General features: G+C 47.6%; 23 protein-coding genes. 12 read left to right on the top strand and 11 right to left on the bottom strand.

Annotated elements, in window-relative coordinates; translation table 11 throughout:
- From ACXADP_RS12410 to ACXADP_RS12375, 8 genes are all read left to right on the top strand, one after another.
- Positions 1 to 957: an ABC transporter permease gene (locus tag ACXADP_RS12410; RefSeq protein ID WP_474971563.1), complete on the top strand. Its 957-nt coding sequence runs from the start codon at positions 1 to 3 to the stop codon at positions 955 to 957.
- A 5-nt stretch (positions 958 to 962) separates the two neighbouring features.
- Entirely contained in the window at positions 963 to 1964 is a 1002-nt protein-coding gene (locus ACXADP_RS12405; RefSeq protein ID WP_474970379.1) for an ABC transporter ATP-binding protein, read from the top strand.
- Between the two features lie 20 nt (positions 1965 to 1984).
- Entirely contained in the window at positions 1985 to 3610 is a 1626-nt protein-coding gene (locus ACXADP_RS12400; RefSeq protein WP_474971562.1) for a peptide ABC transporter substrate-binding protein, read from the top strand.
- Positions 3611 to 3665: 55 nt separating this feature from the next.
- The gene (locus tag ACXADP_RS12395; RefSeq protein ID WP_474971561.1) at positions 3666 to 4586 is read left to right on the top strand and encodes a S66 peptidase family protein; all 921 of its coding nucleotides are present in this window, start codon (positions 3666 to 3668) and stop codon (positions 4584 to 4586) included.
- A gap of 18 nt (positions 4587 to 4604) precedes the next feature.
- Positions 4605 to 5702 carry a dipeptide epimerase gene (locus tag ACXADP_RS12390; protein WP_474971560.1) on the top strand — a complete coding sequence of 366 codons (1098 nt, stop codon included), beginning with the start codon at positions 4605 to 4607 and terminating at the stop codon, positions 5700 to 5702.
- 13 nt (positions 5703 to 5715) lie between these two features.
- Positions 5716 to 6663 (top strand): C40 family peptidase, encoded by a 948-nt coding sequence (locus ACXADP_RS12385; protein WP_474971559.1) that lies wholly within the window; start codon positions 5716 to 5718, stop codon positions 6661 to 6663.
- On the top strand, positions 6660 to 7673 hold the full coding sequence (locus tag ACXADP_RS12380; RefSeq protein ID WP_474971558.1) for an ABC transporter ATP-binding protein: 1014 nt from the start codon (positions 6660 to 6662) through the stop codon (positions 7671 to 7673). The genes ACXADP_RS12385 and ACXADP_RS12380 overlap by 4 nt, the downstream gene beginning before the upstream one ends.
- A gap of 71 nt (positions 7674 to 7744) precedes the next feature.
- Positions 7745 to 7945: a hypothetical protein gene (locus ACXADP_RS12375; protein WP_474971557.1), complete on the top strand. Its 201-nt coding sequence runs from the start codon at positions 7745 to 7747 to the stop codon at positions 7943 to 7945.
- A 57-nt stretch (positions 7946 to 8002) separates the two neighbouring features.
- On the opposite strand, the gene ACXADP_RS12370 is transcribed toward ACXADP_RS12375, so the two are convergent.
- From ACXADP_RS12370 to ACXADP_RS12340, 7 genes are all read right to left on the bottom strand, one after another.
- Positions 8003 to 9469 (bottom strand): phytoene desaturase family protein, encoded by a 1467-nt coding sequence (locus tag ACXADP_RS12370; RefSeq protein WP_474971556.1) that lies wholly within the window; start codon positions 9467 to 9469, stop codon positions 8003 to 8005.
- Positions 9466 to 10575, bottom strand: coding sequence for a glycosyltransferase family 2 protein (locus ACXADP_RS12365; protein ID WP_474971555.1), 1110 nt, complete (start codon positions 10573 to 10575; stop codon positions 9466 to 9468). Before ACXADP_RS12365 ends, ACXADP_RS12370 begins: the two co-directional genes overlap by 4 nt.
- A 21-nt stretch (positions 10576 to 10596) precedes the next feature.
- Positions 10597 to 11259: a lysophospholipid acyltransferase family protein gene (locus ACXADP_RS12360; RefSeq protein ID WP_474968333.1), complete on the bottom strand. Its 663-nt coding sequence runs from the start codon at positions 11257 to 11259 to the stop codon at positions 10597 to 10599.
- Positions 11240 to 12010, bottom strand: a complete 771-nt coding sequence (locus tag ACXADP_RS12355; protein ID WP_474971554.1) for a carotenoid biosynthesis protein — start codon at positions 12008 to 12010, stop codon at positions 11240 to 11242. Before ACXADP_RS12355 ends, ACXADP_RS12360 begins: the two co-directional genes overlap by 20 nt.
- A gap of 181 nt (positions 12011 to 12191) precedes the next feature.
- Positions 12192 to 12695, bottom strand: coding sequence for a DoxX family protein (locus ACXADP_RS12350; protein ID WP_474971553.1), 504 nt, complete (start codon positions 12693 to 12695; stop codon positions 12192 to 12194).
- A 454-nt stretch (positions 12696 to 13149) separates the two neighbouring features.
- Positions 13150 to 13479 (bottom strand): S-Ena type endospore appendage, encoded by a 330-nt coding sequence (locus tag ACXADP_RS12345; protein WP_474968336.1) that lies wholly within the window; start codon positions 13477 to 13479, stop codon positions 13150 to 13152.
- Between the two features lie 22 nt (positions 13480 to 13501).
- Complete coding sequence (locus tag ACXADP_RS12340) at positions 13502 to 13831, bottom strand: S-Ena type endospore appendage (protein WP_474968337.1); 330 nt, start codon at positions 13829 to 13831, stop codon at positions 13502 to 13504.
- A 186-nt stretch (positions 13832 to 14017) separates the two neighbouring features.
- On the opposite strand from ACXADP_RS12340, the gene ACXADP_RS12335 reads away from it, so the two are divergent.
- From ACXADP_RS12335 to ACXADP_RS12325, 3 genes are read left to right on the top strand one after another with little or no spacing between them, the layout of a single operon-like run.
- A complete protein-coding gene (locus ACXADP_RS12335; RefSeq protein WP_474971552.1) occupies positions 14018 to 14242 on the top strand; it encodes a DUF1659 domain-containing protein in 225 nt (74 codons plus the stop codon).
- Positions 14243 to 14260: 18 nt separating this feature from the next.
- Positions 14261 to 14473 carry a DUF2922 domain-containing protein gene (locus ACXADP_RS12330; protein ID WP_474968339.1) on the top strand — a complete coding sequence of 71 codons (213 nt, stop codon included), beginning with the start codon at positions 14261 to 14263 and terminating at the stop codon, positions 14471 to 14473.
- A 59-nt stretch (positions 14474 to 14532) separates the two neighbouring features.
- Positions 14533 to 14676 (top strand): YvrJ family protein, encoded by a 144-nt coding sequence (locus ACXADP_RS12325; RefSeq protein WP_474971551.1) that lies wholly within the window; start codon positions 14533 to 14535, stop codon positions 14674 to 14676.
- Positions 14677 to 14710: 34 nt separating this feature from the next.
- On the opposite strand, the gene lepB is transcribed toward ACXADP_RS12325, so the two are convergent.
- Positions 14711 to 15238 (bottom strand): signal peptidase I, encoded by a 528-nt coding sequence (lepB, locus tag ACXADP_RS12320; RefSeq protein WP_474968340.1) that lies wholly within the window; start codon positions 15236 to 15238, stop codon positions 14711 to 14713.
- Between the two features lie 295 nt (positions 15239 to 15533).
- On the opposite strand from lepB, the gene ACXADP_RS12315 reads away from it, so the two are divergent.
- Entirely contained in the window at positions 15534 to 15683 is a 150-nt protein-coding gene (locus ACXADP_RS12315; protein WP_474970380.1) for a Spo0E family sporulation regulatory protein-aspartic acid phosphatase, read from the top strand.
- Between the two features lie 80 nt (positions 15684 to 15763).
- Here the strand turns inward: ACXADP_RS12315 and ACXADP_RS12310 are convergent, their stop codons facing one another.
- The 3 genes from ACXADP_RS12310 to ACXADP_RS12300 form a co-directional block, all read right to left on the bottom strand.
- The gene (locus ACXADP_RS12310) at positions 15764 to 16627 is read right to left on the bottom strand and encodes a BMQ_0737 family morphogenetic spore coat protein (RefSeq protein ID WP_474968341.1); all 864 of its coding nucleotides are present in this window, start codon (positions 16625 to 16627) and stop codon (positions 15764 to 15766) included.
- A 116-nt stretch (positions 16628 to 16743) separates the two neighbouring features.
- The gene (locus ACXADP_RS12305) at positions 16744 to 17484 is read right to left on the bottom strand and encodes a choice-of-anchor L domain-containing protein (protein ID WP_474968342.1); all 741 of its coding nucleotides are present in this window, start codon (positions 17482 to 17484) and stop codon (positions 16744 to 16746) included.
- Between the two features lie 83 nt (positions 17485 to 17567).
- Positions 17568 to 17957, bottom strand: a complete 390-nt coding sequence (locus tag ACXADP_RS12300) for a DUF3992 domain-containing protein (protein WP_474968343.1) — start codon at positions 17955 to 17957, stop codon at positions 17568 to 17570.
- Between the last annotated feature and the right edge of the window lie 322 nt (positions 17958 to 18279).

The raw sequence follows: 18279 nt of genomic DNA, 5'->3' as shown, positions 1-18279 counted from the left end.
ATGTCTGCTTTAAAAGAAAAGCAACGGGATGATTCCCATTCATCGATTCCGGATGAGTGGTTCCGGCCAAAAGAGAAAAACATCGATGAGGCTGAGTCTGTGGTCCGTCCTTCCCTTTCATACTGGGAAGATGCCTGGCGCAGGCTCCGCCAGAACAAATTAGCCATGGCAGGGTTTGTTTTCCTCATTCTGCTTGCCGTCATGGCGGTGATCGGCCCATGGATTTCCCCGTATACCGTGTCCGAAGCTTCCCTGGCTGATCAAAACCAGCCCCCGTCTCTCAGTCACTGGTTCGGGACGGATGAACTCGGCCGTGATGTGTTTACAAGAACGTGGTATGGAGCGAGAATTTCTTTGTTTGTCGGTTTGATGGCCGCCCTGATTGATTTCTTTATCGGAGTCGTTTATGGAGGGATCTCCGGTTATAAAGGCGGCCGTACGGACAATGTGATGATGCGGATCATTGAAATATTGTACGGCCTTCCTTACCTGCTCGTTGTCATTCTTCTGTTAGTCGTTATGGGGCCGAGCCTTTTGACCATCATTATTGCTCTTACAGTAACCGGATGGGTGGGGATGGCAAGGATTGTCCGTGGGCAGGTGCTGCAGTTGAAGCACAACGAATTTGTGATGGCTTCGCAGTCCTTTGGTGCCAAAACGAAACGGATCATCCAGAAGAATCTGCTGCCTAATACGATGGGGCCCATCATTGTACAAATGACGCTGACCGTTCCGACGGCGATTTTCGCCGAAGCCTTTTTAAGTTTTCTCGGTCTCGGCATCCAGTCTCCCTATGCCAGCTGGGGAGTCATGGCGAACGATGCCCTCGGCGTCATTTTGTCGGGGGACTGGTGGCGGCTGTTTTTCCCGGCCTTCTTTATTTCAGCAACGATGTTTGCATTTAATGTGCTCGGGGACGGGCTGCAGGATGCGCTCGACCCACGCTTAAGGAGGTGAGGATGTTGAACAAGATTCTTGAAATTCATGACCTGCATATCTCCTTTAAGACGTTCGGAGGAGAAGTGCAGGCGGTGCGCGGAGTCAATCTCGACTTGTACGAAGGAGAGACGCTTGCAATTGTCGGAGAATCCGGCTGTGGAAAAAGTGTGACAGCCTCAAGCATTATGCGCTTAATCCCGACCCCTCCGGGACAGATCAAAGAGGGAAGCATTCTCTTTAAGGGAAAGGACATGACGAAACTGTCCGACAAGAAAATGAGAGGGATCCGTGGTGTCGACATATCGATGATCTTCCAGGATCCGATGACAGCCTTGAACCCGACGTTGACTGTCGGTGATCAGCTTACAGAAGGGCTCAGACAGCACCGGCGTGTGACGAAAAAAGAAGCGGAAGGCCAGGCTGTGGACATGTTGAACCTCGTCGGCATTCCGAATCCTGATGAACGGATGAAGCAGTATCCGTACCAGTTTTCCGGCGGAATGCGGCAGCGGATTGTCATTGCTATGGCTCTTATCTGTGAACCGGAGCTCTTGATAGCCGATGAACCGACGACTGCCCTTGACGTAACGATTCAGGCGCAGATTCTCCAGCTGTTTAACAAAATTCAAAAGGAAACCGGAGTCTCGATCATCCTGATCACACACGATTTGGGTGTGGTTGCGAAAGTGGCGGACCGGATCGCGGTCATGTACGCAGGGAAAGTCGTCGAAACAGGTACAAGGCGGGAGATCTTTTATGAGCCGCAGCATCCCTATACAAAAGGGCTTCTGCATTCTGTTCCCCGTCTGGACCAAAAAGGAGAAAAGCTGATTCCGATTGACGGTACGCCTCCGGATTTGTTTTCACCACCGGAAGGCTGTCCATTTACCGCCCGGTGTCCGGCTGCTATGGAAGTGTGCAGCAGGATTTATCCATATCCAACGGTCCGCAGCGAAACCCATGAGGTGGACTGCTGGCTTCAAGATGAGCGGGCGGAGAAATACTCAGCAACCATTCAATCATGATCAAAGAGAGGGGTAGTACGATGAAAAAGTGGCTGCATGTTTTATGGGGGATTGCAATTATTGCTGTGCTGGCGGCCTGTACAGCCAACAGTTCTAGTGAAGAGGACAATGCGGAAGGGGAGCAGGCAGAATCAGGAGACACTAAAACATTACTGCTCAATAATGGGGAAGAGCCGACGTCCTTTGACCCTCCGATGGGATTTGATTCCGTTTCCTGGAACGCTTTGAACAACCTGATGGAAGGAATGACCCGGCTCGGGAAGGATCATCAGCCTGAGCCTGCAGCGGCAGAGGAGTGGGAAGTTTCTGAAGATGGTAAGGTTTACACGTTTATGATTCGTGAGGATGCCAAATGGTCCAATGGTGACGACTTAACAGCAGGAGATTTTGAATTTGCCTGGAAACGTCTTTTGGATCCTGAAACGGCCTCTCCGGCTGCGTTTCTCGGCTATTTCATTGAAGGTGGAGAAGCGTTTAACAATGGGGATGGATCAAAAGAAGATGTGATGGTCGAGGCCGTAAGCGAGAAGGAGCTGAAAGTGACCCTCTCCTCACCAACCGGTTACTTCCTGAATATTATCTCCAACCCGGCGTTCTTCCCGATTAATGAAAGTGTGGCGGAAGAAAATGCCGAATGGTATGCGGAAGCGGACAGCTTTGTAGGAAACGGACCGTTTACGTTGGACGAGTGGAAGCATGACAGTGAAATGACGTTTAAGAAAAATGAAAACTATTGGGACAAGGATACAGTCAAGCTGGATGAAGTTCACTGGGCCATGGTCAATGATACCAACACAGAATACCAGATGTATGAAAGTGGGGAACTGGACACGACGAACATCCCGGCTGATATGTCCGAAGAGCTGATGGAACATGAACAGCTGAAAGTTCAAGACCAGGCGGGCACCTATTTTTATCGTTTTAATGTAAACGAAGAGCCGTTCCAGAACAAGAAAATCAGACAGGCGCTTGCGATGGCTGTCAATCAGCAGGACATCGTTGATTATGTAACGAAAAACAAAGAAGAACCTGCTTACGGATTCGTTTCCTATGGATTCGAAGGCCCTTCCGGGGAAGATTTCCGTGAACAGAATGGAAACCTTGTAGAGTTCAACGCTGAAGAGGCGCAAAAGCTGCTGGAGGAAGGGATGAAGGAAGAAGGCTATGAAGAACTGCCTCCAATCACTCTTTCCTATAATACAAGTGAGTCACATAAAAAGGTTGCGGAAACGATCCAGCAGATGTTCAAGGAAAACCTGGATGTTGACGTCACCCTGGAAAATGCAGAGTGGAACGTATTCCTCCAGAATCAAAAAGATTTGAAGCACCAGTTGTCACGCAGCTCCTTCATCGCCGACTATGCCGATCCGATCAACTTCCTGGAAAGTTTCGTCACCGATTCATCCATGAACCGGACGGGCTGGTCCAATGACGAGTATGATCAATTCATTGAACAGGCGAAAAATGAAACCGATGAAACGAAGCGGTGGGAGCATATGTATGAAGCAGAGAAGATTTTATTTGAAGAGATGCCGATCTTCCCGATCCATTTCTACAACTTCGTTCTGCTCGAAAAAGAAGGCATATCCGATGTCATCCGTCATCCTGTCGGCTATCTGGAATTGAAATGGGCAGATAAGGAGTAACAACCAAAGGGGCACCCGGCTGAGCCGGGCTTGCCTCTTCTCTATGGAGGAGTCTATGCAGAAACCAAACCGATTACAAAAAGGAGATACGGTTGGAGTGATTGCTCCAGCCAGCCCTCCGGATCTAACGAATTTAACAAATGCGCTGCCGTTCCTGCATTCGCTGGGATTGAACGTTATGATCGGACCAAACGTTAAGCGGACATACGGCTACTTGGCTGGCACAGACCGTGAACGACTGAACGACCTGCATCAGATGTTCAGAGATCCAGCCATTAAAGGGATTTTCTGTGCCGGAGGGGGGTATGGGACCAGTCGTCTGGCTGCTTCCATCGATTACAGCATGATCCGCAGAAACCCCAAAGTATTCTGGGGCTACAGCGATATTACTTTTTTACATACCGCCATCCAGCGTCAGGCAGGTCTTGTCACATTTCACGGACCGATGTTGAGCTCGGATGTCGGGAAGCCCGGCTTTGATGATCGTTCAAAACAGCGGTTTACCCAGCTGTTTCATCCGGAGACATTTACGTACACCAATAAGACATCACCGTTACAAGTAATCTGTAAGGGGACGGCTTCGGGCAGACTTGTGGGGGGAAACCTTTCCCTTCTTGTCAACTCCATCGGTTCCCCTTATGAAATCGATACGAAGAACCGGCTTCTGTTGATCGAGGATGTCGGTGAGGAACCTTACCGGATTGATTCTTTCTTAAGTCAATTAAAGCTTGCAGGTAAACTCGACGACGCTTCCGGTATCGTCGTTGGTGATTTCAGTGAGACCGATCCTAAAAAGAAAAAAGAAACGATCGAAGTTCAGGAAGTATTCCGTCATTATTTTGCTGATCTTCAAAAACCGGTCCTGTCAGGATTTAGAATCGGTCATTGTCTGCCTCACTATGCTGTGCCTCTCGGGGTGGAGGCGGAGCTGTGCAGCAACGCGGAATATTTGAGGATTGCCGCAGGTGTTCAATAACGAAAGGGGGGGAAAGCGATGAAAATCCAGTCCGTAGAAACAATGAGGGTGGCCGTTCCACTACACAAACCATTTATAACCGCTCTTCGTACGGTGACCGTCGCCGAATCGATCTATGTGAAAATTGAATTTGATAATGGTCTGACAGGCTGCGGGGAAGCCCCGCCCACACATGTCATCACAGGGGAATCGCTCGGAGGTATTGAGCACACGATCAAGGAGATTTTGACACCGGTGTTAATTGGCTCCGACATATTGCAGAGAGAAGCTGTATTTGAGTCTCTCCATAGGAGCTGTGTAGGAAACACCAGTGCCAAAGCAGCCGTCGATATGGCATTGTATGATGGGCTTTCTCAAGCTGCCGGACTCCCTCTTTATCAATTTCTTGGAGGGTGGACGGACCAATTGGAAACGGATTATACCGTCAGTGTCCATACACCAGAGGAAATGGCGGAGGACGCTGACGCCTATATCCAGCGAGGATTCCGCGTCTTGAAAGTGAAAGTTGGTAAAGACAGTATCCACCATGACATTGAACGCATACAAGCCATTCATCAAAGAATAGGAAAAAAAGCTGCCATACGACTTGACGCTAATCAAGCGTGGACAGCAAAAGAAGCTGTCTACGCGATCCGTGAGATGGAAAACAGGAAGCTTCCGATCGAACTGGTGGAGCAGCCGGTCAAAGCGGGAGACATTGATGGACTTAAGATGGTGACCGATGCAGTAAGTACGGTAATTATGGCTGATGAGAGTGTGTTTTCTTCAGAAGATGCGATACGTATTTTGAAAACAGGAAGCGCAGATATGATTAATATTAAATTGATGAAAAGCGGAGGGATTCACCAGGCCTTGAAAATCAATGCGGCTGCTGAAAGTTTCGGCGTCCCGTGCATGGTGGGGAGTATGATTGAAACGAAACTCGGCATTACCGCAGCGGCCCATTTTGCTGCCAGTCAGAAGAACGTAACGAAAGTAGATTTCGATGCTCCTCTCATGCTTACCGCAGACCCTGTTGAAGGAGGCGTGCATTACAATCAGGCGGTTATGACTCTACCAAAAACGCCGGGTCTCGGCGTTTCCAGGCTCTCTTTAAAGAATACCGGGATTTCATAAAAGGAGGAAGACCATGACAAAGAAACCAGCAATCGAAACAGTCTGGGTGGTGGCCGTTCCAGTAGCCACGGTCTGGACGGCACCAGACTCCCCGAGAGACTGTGATGAAGCAGGCCTGTCAGCGGTCAGTTCGATGTCCGAATGGCTGAACCAGCTCGATCATAAACAGAAACTTGCACTCTGCGATGACAATCTCGTTCAATCCCAGCTTTTATACGGCGAAGAAGTGATCGTCGATGACATGAAGGACGGGTGGGCACGGATTATTATTCCGCATCAGGCTTCGAAAAAAGATGCCCGGGGGTATCCCGGCTACATACCTGAAAGGCAGCTCAGTGCTCTGGCGGATTCCAAATGGCAGGGAAATGGCATGCTCGTTGTCCATGATAAACAGACGATGCTTCTGGATGAAAAACGCCAGCCGTTCCTGGAGCTCAGTTATCTGACCTCTCTTCCGGTCATTCAAGAGGAGGGCGTGCTGATCAAGGTCCGTACCCCTCATGGAGAAGGCTATGTATCTGCAGAGGCTGTATCGGTTTACCCTTCTGGTGAAGCGGTCCCGAAAGGCAGTGGAGCAGCCATTATAGAATCAGCAGAAACCTTCCTTGATCTGCCTTATTTCTGGGGAGGGATGAGTGCATATGGGTTTGACTGCTCAGGTTTCGCTTATGCGCTGCACAAAGCTCATGGCTACATCATTCCGCGTGATGCCACTGATCAAGTGACCAAAGGAGTGGAAGTACCGATCGATCAAAAGCAGCCTGGCGATCTGTTGTTTTTTGCCTATGATCAAGGTCAGGGGCGTGTTCACCATGTCGGGTTCTATTATGGAGACGGAAAAATGCTTCACTCTCCGAACATAGGGAAGAGCATTGAAATCATTGAGCTGAACGACACGATTTATGAAAAAGAACTGTGTGCGGTACGAAGATACTGGGAAGAAGCGGAGGAGGCAGGATGACGATGGAAAAAGTATTGGAAGTCAAACAATTGAAAAAGCACTTTGACATCGGCAGAAACAAATCGTTGAAAGCTGTGGACGGCATCAGCTTTGATGTATATGAAGGGGAGACGTTCGGCCTTGTCGGGGAGTCCGGGTGCGGCAAATCGACCACAGGCCGGACGATGATGAACCTGTATTCCGCCACAGATGGAGAGGTTCTATATAAAGGGAAAAGTGTTCATGATCGTAGTGAACAAGAGCAGTTCCACTTGAAAAGAGAGATGCAGATGATCTTTCAGGATCCTTATGCTTCTTTAAACCCAAGATCCACGGTCGCGGAAATCATTGCGGAACCCATGGAAATTCACAAGCTCTTCCGAACAAAGCGGGAGCGGATGGAACGGGTGTATGAACTGCTTGAAGAAGTCGGGTTGAACCGTGATCATGCCAATCGATATCCACACGAGTTCAGCGGCGGACAGCGGCAGCGGATCGGGATTGCCCGCGCTCTTGCTCTTGATCCATCCGTCATTATTGCAGACGAACCTATTTCTGCGCTCGACGTTTCTGTCCAGGCTCAGGTGGTCAACCTGTTGGAGAGGCTGCAGGAGGAGAAGGGGCTCACGTATTTGTTTATTGCCCACGACTTGTCTATGGTGCAGCATATATCGGACCGCATCGGGGTGATGTATTTAGGTCACCTCGTCGAGCTGACAACCAGTGATCAGCTTTATAAAAAACCCCTCCATCCTTATACAAAAGCGCTGTTGTCTGCGATTCCAATTCCTGACCCGGATTTGGAAGATGAGCGCGAACAAATGATTATTGAAGGGGAAATTCCCAGTCCGATCGATCCTCCAAGCGGGTGTGTGTTCCGGACAAGGTGCCCCGCAGCGATGGACCGTTGCGCAGAGGAAGTTCCAAAATGGCAGGAGGTTGAAAGTGGACACTATGCAGCCTGTCATTTGTATAACGAAGACGATCCGTCAGGGAAGGATTTACATAGCCGATCAATCTCCCTTTCCTGATGCATTTCCTATTTTTTTTTTTGAAACGATTGGCTGCTTGTTTCGTATAGACAGAAGAAGGAGGCAGCCTGATGAAAAAGTATTTGATTTTTATAAGTAGTTTTATCGTTCTCTATTTTCTCTATCAATATCTCACTGGTATAATTTTGACGATCCAATATGACCCTGGGACAGGCGGAGCTGGGAGTGGTCCATCCCATCTGTTGATCCTGGTCGTGGTGGCCACCGTATCCTATTTCCTGTCTTGTCTTCCAAAAAGAAAACAAGCATAAACTTACATAATAAAAGAGGCTACCATTTCCGGCAGCCTCTATTTGCAGGTGTGGCATTCATTCGATATGGACAATTTTTCCGATGATTTGATTAGCTACGTTTTCTCCACTGAGAACGACCATCGGGGAACCACCACCAGGATGGGTGCTGCCGCCACAGAACCATAAGCCTTTCAAGTCCTGGGATTTGTTGAACGGCCTCATAAAGGCCTGACTCCTGCTGTTGGAGGAAGGGCCGTAAAGCGAACCACGATAGGCTCCGAATGTCACTTCAATTTCCTCCGGTCCGATGACCTTTTCATATACAAGATGATCACTGATGGGGATGCCGGCCTTTTTCAGCTTTTCATAGATCAGCGCTTTGTAATGGTCCTTATTCTGCGGATGCCCGCCAACGGCTGGAGCATTGACGAGAATAAAACAATTATCCCCTTTAGGAGAAACATCAGGATCTGATTTTGCTGACGTACAGATATAAATCGTCGGATCGTCGGCATACCTTCCACGGGACAGCTGCCGGAACTCTTTTTTGTAATCACCCGAAAAGAGCAGATGATGGTGGTGCAGCTGGGGAAGATAGGTATCCAGTCCTGCCATGATCACAAAAGCGGAAATGGAAGGATCGTAGGAAGCGAGCTTTCCGTCACTCATTTTTTTCCTTTCCTTCTGATCGATGAGGTCCGGGACTGCCTGGAGCAGATCGCCGTTTACGATGACATGATCGGCTTCAAAGAAATCGCCATCCCCTGTTTCGACGCCTACGGCACTTCCTTGATACGTATGGATTTTTGATACGGTGGTGCCGCTGTAGAGATGGACGCCGGCAGCTTCTGCTGCTTGAACGAAGGCTTCCGCAATTTTCGTATTGCCGCCTTTCACATAATACACCCCCTCATTCCATTCAAGGTGGGCAATCATACTGAATGTGGCCGGAGCTTGATAAGGATTGGATCCGATATACGTCGAGTACCGGTTCAAGGCCTGAATGATATCAGGATTGGTAAAGTACTGTCTGAAAAAATGATCCATCGATTGGAGCGGGCGTACCTTCATCATGCTCTTCATAAGGGCGGGAGACAGATAATCCTTCCATCCGTTGAATGTTCTGTGCAGAAAATGCTTCCGGGACATATGGTAGAGCCGCTCGATCTCCTTCAGAAACGGTTCATAAGCCTGGTACCCTTCAGGATCAAGCTGCTTCAGCTGTTTTTTCATAACATCCTGATCGGTGGAAAAATCAAAGGTCGTGCCATTCGGAAAGACATTTCTCGTATGAGTGTCAATCTTTTCAAAGTCGAGAAGATGGGGGGAGAGTCCAGCTTTCGACAGCACTCTTGTGAATACATCCGGCATTGTCATAGTATTGGGGCCAAAGTCGAAGTGATAGCCTTCTTCGTCTACGGCCATCATTTTGCCTCCAAAATGGCTGTTCTTTTCAAACAATTTCACATCTACGCCTTCACTGGCCAGGTGGACCGCAGCGGAAAGACCGCCGAGTCCACCCCCGATAATGACTGCTTTCATTGATACGACCTGCCTTTCCATTGATAAGTACGTCCTCGTTTATGTACAAGCATGGATGCCCACATCATCGCAATCAGCAGCACTCCTGCTACTGGCATGAGAAACGACAGCCACAAGGGGTGTCCTGTCCGTGCATCCACATACATTTTGAACGTAATCAGCAATACATAGGGAAGCAGCAGGTAAAAGGCTCCCGTGAAGACACCGAAAACGGCGAGGCCCCCTGGGAGTATAAAAAGGATGGCATACAACACGGTTAGGAAAACGACCATCCATGTGGAACGTCCGATGCCGGTGTATAGATTCTTCTTAAATCCTGCCCACGTTTCTTTGTTCGACTCGTACATATACGACAGAGCAGATGATGTAATATTGGCAAGGATCATGCGGTAACCGTTCTTTTTCACTTCACGAGCGAGATGAACATCTTCTACAAGCGAATCCTTTACCGATTCATGACCTCCGACCGCCTGATAAGCCGACCGTTCAATCATAATAAAAATGCCGCAGGCTGCTGTAAACATCGGCTTTGTCGTACGGTTGGCCATAAAAAGTGGAAGGTGAAGCAGCACGACCATATGCTGAAGCGGCACAAGCATATGGCTGAGAAAATGATGATTCGGGTAATAGGGAAATCCGCTGAGCATAGAAGCTTTTCTTTTGTTCATTGTTCCCAATGTTTGCTGGATCACGGATGGGGCGACACGGGCATCTGCATCCAGGAAAAACAGGTAGTCGCCCCCTGCTTTTTCTGAAAGCTGGTGGCAGGCATGAACTTTCCCGTTCCATCCATCCGGCAGCTCTTTCCCCTGCAGAATCGTAAACCGGGCATCCTCCGCTGTGAGAGAGAGTAGTTTTTCATAGGTACCATCCTCGGAATGGTCATCAAGAAGAAGCATCTCAAGATTTGGATAGGTGAGTGATGATAGCGAGTGGATCAAGCCCTCCACGTTATCCACTTCATTCCGGAGGGGGACGAGCAGGGAAACTTTTTGATCCGCCTCTTCGTGTTTACCTGCCCGCAAAGGATATAGGAATAAACTGTTAACCATTGTCCATACGTTCATGACGACTAAAAGAAGGACAAAGATAAAAAACCATAGCAATGACGGCAGCCTCCTTTCTGTTTAAATAGGGCGGAACAGCTGATGGTCTTCCTGTAGGACTCGTGTCCGGAGTTCATCCAGCTGCTTCGTGGCGGCTGTTTCAAAGTAACGGGTCATAGATTTCCGGTTCAAATCGGAGTACCCCTCCTGTGGAAGGGGGTCCCCGATTGTTATGTAAGCATTCGGTTTTCGTTCATGCTCCAGGGCATAATAGATGGAAACAGGCACCACGTTGACGTGTGGAGCTTTTTGCACGATATAACTGATGCCGGAAAAAAACTCAAGCGGACGTTTTTCCAAAGGCTGTTCCGCCCCCTGGGGGAAAATCCATACCGTTTTTCCTTTAGATAACAGATCCGCACTATAGGAAAGGGATTCTATAAGATGCTTGTGGCTGCTGCTGTTGATGGAAAAGGCGCCAATGCTCCTGAAAAAGGGGAATTTCTGCAGCCCATCCTCATGCATCATACCGTATCCGTCGGAATGGACGACCTGGTCATTGAGATAAAAGATGAACAAAGGGTCCCACCATGCTGAGTGGTTGATAAGAAATAAGGTATTCTTTTTTGGAACGGTTTCCGGGGCATCCAACAGGATCCGGTTGAAATGTTTGTTCAGGAACATCCGGTTGAAACGGGTAAACCCCCACTCGATGATCGGACGTTTATGAGACGGCTTGAACATGTTTTTTCCTCCAAAAATAAAGAGCGTACCAGCAAGCGGTTAAGAGAGCGACAAGCGTGATAGCCAAATACAGCCCCCCGGTAAAGGCCATACAGATAAATAAGAACACCATCAGCCCGAACACCAAAGCCATTCGTTTCGGCCATGTTCCCTCATTCACCAGGTTATCCGGATTCCATATCAGGAATACGAGATGGAAGAAGGCGGCGGTGACAAACCAGCCGGCAAAGTTGCTGAAAGGAATGTCATAATAAAAGCCGGGTTCCTGCCAGATCCAGTATTCTTTTACTTTATAGGATACTGGATCGAGAATAAGATCGATCGTTACCGCACACAACGCTCCCGTCAAAAGAAACGTAAGGAAGCGGGGGAGGGATGGAAGGCCGCTGGAAATAACACGAGCGATTTCGTGGGAGCACCCGATGATCAAGAGCCAGGCAAACCCAATGGTGACAGGGGTGTCGGCGATCTTTATCCCAAAGTCCTGCGTGTAGTCATAGGTTCCGAACAGGAAGTTGTAGGCCACTCCTAAATGTTCGATATAAATACTGGCAGCTATAATGAACAGGCTGTAGAGGATGCCTGTTCTTTTCCCATACATATGTATAAAGTACAGCCCGGCGACAATACCGGCAGCGATTAAAAATACACTGTTGGCCCATTCGAGCCAGGGGGGCAGCCAGTCAAAGGTAACCAGGAATACGCCGCATATGTACCAGAAAATAAAAAAGCGGAAAATATAAGTGGACATGAACGCACCTCAATTTCTACGAAGAATATCAAATATATAACAGGGTCGAGACCTCCTTTCATGATACCTCATCCATATAGAAAATAAACAATATTTTGTATTCAAATGGAATCCGGATACAGGGGTTCCTTTCATGCACAAAGAGCAGGCATGGGCCTGCTCTTTGTGTTTGTCTATTCTGTTACGTATGAGCCAGCTGCCCTTTTCGGATGTGCGGCCGGCGTTTCTGCATGAATGGAACGATCCAGTGATCCAGGCCGTACCGCCCGGCGTTGATACCAGCAGCAAGGATAAAGACCGTCAGGATGACCATCTGTGGATTCGTGCTGACTGTACCACTGAACAAGAAAGCAAAATTCATCAGGATGCCTCCAAAGGCTGCAGCTGTTGTAAATAATCCAAGGATAAGAGCGATGCCCGCAAGAATTTCTCCCCACATGACGAGCTGTGCGAATAATGGATGATTCGGAAGCGCGAACCCTTCAAGGAAAGCCGCCCACCATCCTTGTACGGCCGGGTGATCGCCTGCCGCCTGACTGATGGCTCCCTGGAGAAATCCCTGGACTTCAAAACCATCGGTCAGCTTACCAATACCAGCTTTCAGCCACGTCACACCGATATAAACCCGGATGACCGCTAACACAGCAGCCGCTATTTTATTGGTTCTCAGGAAATGATTCAACATGTTCCTCACTCCTTCGTTTATTATGTTCATTGTTTCACATGATTGCCGGCATCTTTGTTACAACTCCATTATATAATGAATCATGAGCATGGATGGTGTATTGCTCACTATTTCACAATATAGCCATAAACATAAGAACGAATGGTGAACAGTGAGTGGCAAAGGAAGGTTATCGGGAAAGAATCCCGTATAAAGAAGAGAGAATGTCTAAAAATAAACGAAGCAGATGAAAGCGTTTTTTGTTAAAATGGGAGCAGAGAGAGGAGTGGGAAGATCATGGAAATGGTCATGAATGTAGTAAGTATTGTCGTTATGCTGGGATTGATCGGCCTCACGATTTTTGATCACGGTTAATACGTAGAAAAAAAGAAAGCCCGGGAACCTGTCATACAGGTTCCCGGGCTTTTTTCTTGTTAACGCACGCGTACGCAGATGAGCTGTTTATCTAGTTGAATTAAGCTAGGACGCGCTTGTATAGCGTGATGCAGTAGGTACCGCTGTCACCAAGCGCAGAGGTAATCGTAAATGAAGTCGGGCTGTTGACGCTGACAGAGTCAGTAACACCTGGAGCTGCTGCAAGAACCCCTGCGGGTGTACCTACGACTGCCCCTGCTACAGGAGCGAGACTGGAAGCGGAGTTGAAAATCTGGAAGGTTCCGGAGACGTAGCTTCCTGCAGGAGCGTTCCACACTTCTTCAGCTACAAGTGCTCCATTGAAATTCCCACAAATTTTTTCCTGAACAATCTGCGCCTGCGGACAGCAGGCCGAATGTGATTGACACATAATTATATTCTCCTTTGTTTTATTAAGCTAAAACACGTTTATACAACGTAATACAGTACGTGCCGGTTACCCCGGCGAGGGTGGTTACCGTAAATAATGTCGGGTTGTTAACACTTTCGGAAACCGTGTTCCCCGGCAGGGCTGTCAAAACGACATCTCCGGCTGTGACAATGTTCCCTGCACTTGATGCTGAATTAAATACTTGGAACGTTGCAGAAACATAGCTGCCGGCTGGAGCCTCCCATAAAGTATCAGCGACCAGCAGTTCATTGATATTCCCACAGATTTCCTCCTGGACGATCTGTGCCTGGGGGCAGCACGCGGACCCGGAATCCGAATAGACACCACACATATTCATTCCTCCTTGCAGTCTCAAATTTCACTTCTACACTATAGTAATAATCTATGTCATTTCGTAGAAACAGCTTGTGTATCCGTCTATGAAGACTTACCATATTGTAATTTGGGCCGCAGAAAAAATAGGCCGACACCTATTTGTCTTTCACTTCGATTATAGAAGTGAGAGGAGGTGAGAAATATGGCCGTAACCAACACACGCATGGATTCCCGGCTGCAGCTTGTATTAGCGGTTGGACAGGATGAAGAGGGAAACATGGTTTACAAGACGAAATCATTTAACAACATGAAAACCGAAGCAACGGATGAACAGCTTTACCAAACCGCAGCTGCGCTTGCACCGCTTCAACAGCACATCATGGAAGAAGTCGCCCGAGACAACCGCTCGATTCTTACTGAAGAATAATAACAAGGAGGTCAAACGATGAAAAAGCTCGAGCTTAAGTTTTTAAATGAAGAAAACAGGACAGTGACAATCAGTCTTGATGATCCAGTAGAACCAGTGGATCCGGCTTTGGTGAACGCTGCGATGGACGAAATCCTCGTGCAAGACTGTTTTACTTCAACTGGGGGAAGTCTTGTATCCAAGAAAGAAGCCCGTATTGTGGAACGGAACGTATTTGATATTGCGTTGTAAATGAAGAAAGCCGCCCGGGAGATGCGGGCGGCTTTTTTATCAAAAGGAGGATGCTGCCCTTGGACACGTGGATATCCATCATGGCGGATGTCGGTTTTCCGGTTGCGGTGACCTTTTACCTGCTTCACCGGATCGAAGGAAAGCTGGATCAGTTGATTGAAACGATGCATCAGTGGCCGGAAAAGCTGATCGATCAAAAATAAAGAACATCCAGCCATGACAGGCTGGATGTTCTTTTTAATTGGTAAGCCCCCATTGATTGAATGGATAGATGACCAGTTCTGTACGGCCGATGATCTCATCTTCTTCGATAAAGCCGAGACCGTTGCGGCTGTCTTTACTGATGGAGCGGTTATCTCCCATGACAAAGTATTTCCCGTCTGGAACATCCACAGGACCGTAGTCTCTCGTAGCGGAGGCCGCATCTTCACTCAAGTATTCCTGCGTCTGCTTTTCTCCATTAACATAAAGCTCGTGGTCCCGGATTTCGATGGTATCCCCCGGCTGACCGATGATTCGTTTCACATAACTTTTAACAGGACGTTCAATGATCACGATATCTCCACGCTCAGGTTCATCTATATAGTAGATAATTTTATTGAACATGACTCGTTCACCGTTTTGAAGAGTAGGATCCATACTGGCACCCTCTACGATAGACGTGGCGAAGAAGAACGTTCTTAGAATGAAGGCCAGCGTGATGGCGACGGCAATGGCTTTCAACCATTCCAGCCATTCATTTTTAGATTGTTCAGACAATCTCATCTTCCTTTCTCGATGAACAGAAATGATTTCGCTTTTATTTTACCATATTGGTTTAGAAATGAAAGGGAGATCGATTTCAATGTAATGGATATGTAACATAGGAAAGGGGGAATCTTCGTCAACCTATGTCGAATTGTAAATTGTTTTAGCATATATCTTTACAAATGGAATGAAAATTGAGATAATTTTTTTCGTGCAGGTTGGACAGGCGAACAAACATTCCTTTTGCTTACGTATTTGAAAGAGATAAAGACAAAAAGATAGGACTGGCAGGAGGTCGTCGCACGTGCAGGTCATGGATAAAGAGACGATGCTGGAAGAGATTGAGCACCTTCGAAAAAGAATGATGGAGGTCGCCAATGAAAAGGGATTCTCCAGTGTGGAATCGGTTCAAATCAGTCAGCGGCTGGATACATTACTCAACGAGATTCAACAACAATCATAAAACTTACAGAGCTTACCGTTCTGTAAGTTTTTTTATGTAGCTGCCCTCAGCGATGATGTCATCTATACATAAAGAGCAGATCAGTTTTTTTCTGTTTGATTGGAACAGGAAAGAGGATCGATCAAAGGGCGGGGATCACATTCCTGAGCAGTCACAGCAATGGTGGCAGGGTGAATCACTTTGACCGACTGGCAGATATCAATCAGCAGTTCCAGGCAGAGGCAGTGTTTGATTTTCGTAATCATTTGTACCCTGCAGGTAAAATGGGTCACTTCACATTGGATACTCGTGCCTGGCGGGGCACAGAGGAGCAGTTTTTCAATTTGCGAAAAGGCACACACACAGACGCATCCATTAGGGAGTTTGACACCCAGACAGCCTTCTTTACATAAAGTAACTTCATGAAGGATGATTTTTTCACCAGACGGCAGAAGAACCGGGACTTCTTTTCTCTGTCCAATTTCCCTGCAGATAATGGAGTCAAGACCTGATTTCCTGCAGCACCCATCCGTTAAAAAGCAGGTGTAACATTCACAGTCGAGAGGCAGTTCTTCCTTTCCTTGGGGAAGGATGTAATTTAAATCCAGGCAGTATTTTCCTCTCAGTACCATATCCCCCGTACGGACAACTTCAAGGCTCTGAAGACCTTGAACAGTCCTGCTGAATGTTTTCCCTGTACCACTATTTACTTTTTCGCCATTAATAAAAATAAAAAGATCGCTTAAATCTCCCTGCTGAAGGGTGAGGACAATGGTTCCTGTAATCGGTTCAGTCAACAGCGACTGCCAAAGCAGTTGACGGGAATCATTCGTCAAGGTGAAGTTGCCGCAGACCTCATCCATAAGGATATCATCACGAAATGAAATGGTTAAACACTTCGTAAATTGAAGAGGTGCGGTCACCCAGTCATACACTTTTTCTGTTTGTATACAATGCTTATCCATAAGATCCCCCCTTTTAGAATAGTAGCCGGCACCTGTAAACATTCATGCTGGTCCCTCTTTTTTATCATTCGTAACAAACGCTCCTCCATCTTCTTCCTGCAGGGAACCATAACGGCTCATGGACAGATCGGTTTCACGGGTTCCGGATCTTCGCATCCGGTGATTCGCAGATTATCCAAAAAAGCAGCCGAGTTAAACACCCGGTCAATGACATCAGCCACTCTGATCTGAAGGGTGATCAGTTCACAGCTGTAGCAGGACAGGTCAAGCTCCGCTGTGTAGATGTCCGTAGTCACAGCGTTATACGTAACATCATTAGGTGTAGGGAAAGGTGGAAGAGGTGCCATGGAATTCCCATTCGGCATATTGGAAAAGGGCGCAGCATTCGTAACCGTTACAGGATTTCCATCCGGGAGCAGGGCAATATTTTCTGTCCCGAGAGAAGTGAAGACATCCGCCCGGAAATAGTCGGCAAACGCTCCGACAAACTGTGGATTTTCCTCGGTACCGAATTTCCAGTCGAATGTCAGCTTGCCGGGGTCTTTCGGCAGAAGGAATTGAAGCCTGACGGTGACAACATCAAGAGACACCTGCCCATCCGGGGAACCTAAGGGGTCTCCGGCGGGCACGATGGGCCCGCCTGTATTTTCAGATACGAAAGTGGTGGCTGTTCCAGGAGTAAGGCTGGCAAAACCGCTGCTTAAAACGACAAATTCATTTCCATTCGTCGGAAAACCCTGGAGCGCCGTAGAGAAAATTTCACTTTGAACAGACGGGCCTGTCACTGTAGCATTTACTAAACAGCACTTTGTCAAGGGAGTGACCAGTGCTTCAACAATTTCATCTATTGTGGCCATACCGGCACACTACCTTTCCTATAAAGATTGAATTTTGGGATAAATCGGAAAAGGCAGGAGTAAAAGGTATCCTGCCCCGCCATTCATAATCGATAATTCGCGCTGATGCAGTATTTTCCACGGCATGCGTTTCCTGCTGCCGCCTCTGTATTACAAATGATCCGGACTTCATCAAAGGTCTGGACCGTCACTGATCGTGTGTTTCCGTTACTCCCAAGTGTTGCCAGAGGGATCGTAAAGGTTTCCACCACCACTCCACCATTCGCTACATAAACAGTCAATGGATCCGCACACCCGGTATCATAAAAGACACTGATGGTACCGGCATCAATCGAAAAACTTGAGGTCCAGACCGTTTCTGCAAGGTCGAATGCCGGGTCTGCCGTATCAGTTAAACAATCGATTGTGAAGTTTCCGCAGAACTCATCCATAGCAAATTGACCACCGCGGTCGGGACAACAACAATTCGCCATTCGTTTTCCTCCTTGAATCGTTATAGTACAGCCTATGATAAAAAGAAGAAGCTGCATAGGTTTGTGTACTAGAGGAATGAAAGTTTTTAAAATCAGGCATTTCTAATAAAAAGACACATCCGTCATGGATGTGTCTTAAAACAATTTGGCCCAGGCCGTCGGTTTTCCTTCGTTTCTCTAATAAGGGGCTTGTTTCTGTAATCTTGTAAATAAAGGTTTGTTTTGAGAAACGTTGATCGCAATTAACCATGGATAAAGGCTTTGATTCACAAAGACTTAGTGACGATGCAAACATCCAGCGTTAAGTCGCACGTGACCATCT

Source organism: Halobacillus sp. AWH4_228 (assembly GCF_056158365.1).
This window is presented reverse-complemented; position numbering and strand designations above follow the sequence as displayed.